General features: G+C 44.5%; 1 protein-coding gene. It reads left to right on the top strand.

What is annotated here, in order from left to right; translation table 11 throughout:
• The coding region (locus QUA45_RS28775; protein WP_333223350.1) for an AarF/UbiB family protein at nt 1-1,082 on the top strand (1,082 nt) is incomplete at its 5' end.
• Nucleotides 1,083-1,456 lie beyond the last annotated feature (374 nt).

Below are 1,456 nucleotides of genomic sequence, written 5' to 3'. Positions count from 1 at the left end.
TATATCAAGAAATTGACTACGTGCAAGAAGGTAAAAATTCCGATCGCTTTAGCCATAATTTTCGAGAATATCCTCAAGTTATTGTCCCAAAAGTCTACTGGCAATACACGACTAAAAAAGTGCTGACTCTCGAATACGCACCAGGTATTAAGGTGGACGACCGCATTAGTTTAGAGGCGATTGGAGTCGATATTGTGAAGCTTAATCAACTCGGAATTTGCTGCTATTTGAAACAGTTGTTAATTGACGGTTTTTTTCAAGCTGACCCGCATCCGGGAAATTTGGCGGTGACAGAAGATGGTAGCTTAATTTTTTATGATTTTGGGATGATGGCTGAGGTGAAGTCTCTGGCTAAAGACCAAATGGTCAAGACTTTTTTTGCTGTGCTGAGAAAGGATACTGACGAGGTACTCAATACTTTAATTACTATGGGCTTAGTTGAGCAGATGCCGGATATGATGCCGGTTCGCAGGTTAATTGCTTTTCTGTTGGATAAGTTTATTGATAAGCCGATCGACTTTCACGCTTTTAATGAAATAAAGAACGAACTTTATATCATGTTCGAGCAGCAACCATTTCGCTTGCCTGCACAAATGATGTTTATTGTCAAGTCAGTGACGACTCTCGACGGCATTGCTAGAACTCTCGACCCTCACTACAATTTCATAGCGTCCGCTCAGCCTTTTGTCAAGAGTATTGCGGTGAGTAAGGGGCGGGGAAATGCGATCGGAGAATTGGTAAGGCAAGCGCGAAGTTTTATTACATATAAGTTGCAGCAGCCCAGTAAAGCGGAAGTTTTTTTCAAACGTTTAGAGAAACGGATAGAAGATGGCGAGTTGCAAATAAGAGTGCGAAATATCGAGAGCGAAAGAGCCTTGAAACGGATTAATTTAGCCCTGAAAACTCTAATTTTTGCTTGTCTGACTGGTTTTGTGTTTCTGTCGGGTGCTGTGCTGCTGGTGGGCGGATATCAAACGGGGGCGATCGCAGCTTTTGCGGTTTCGGGATTCTGTGGCTTGTTTGTGTTGCGCTCGTTGTTAGATTTGTTGGTTAAGGAAAAGCTCGATCGAATCGTCGATTGATAAATATACTGGGTAATTGGGAATTGCGATCGTAAGCTGCTACGCATTTAAATTGAATCCAGATCCTGGCTCTGGGGCCGGTTCTACAATAGCACAGGGTAGGCTGACGTTGGTACTGCCAACTCAACTTGTTAACATAATTTGCGACTTTAGGTAGGGGCGGATACTCAAAGCACGAAGTTATACTCCTAACATATATTAAACGCGATCGCCCGCCCCTACAAAAAATGTACGCCCAAACATTGCTAAAACCAGACGGCCGCCCACTCACACTGTACAGCCGCTACCCAATCCCACAAGGTATCGCGGCCGTAAGTCCCAGCAATGAACCCGTAGAGGCAAACCCCCACTTTCGCTGGCATCCTTTGCGGGGG

Origin of the sequence: Microcoleus sp. Pol12A5 (assembly GCF_036701435.1) — a bacterium.
In the GTDB taxonomy this organism is placed as follows: Bacteria; Cyanobacteriota; Cyanobacteriia; order Cyanobacteriales; family Microcoleaceae; genus Microcoleus.
The sequence above is the reverse complement of the archived record's forward strand: the minus strand, read 5'-3'. Positions and strand labels throughout refer to the sequence as shown.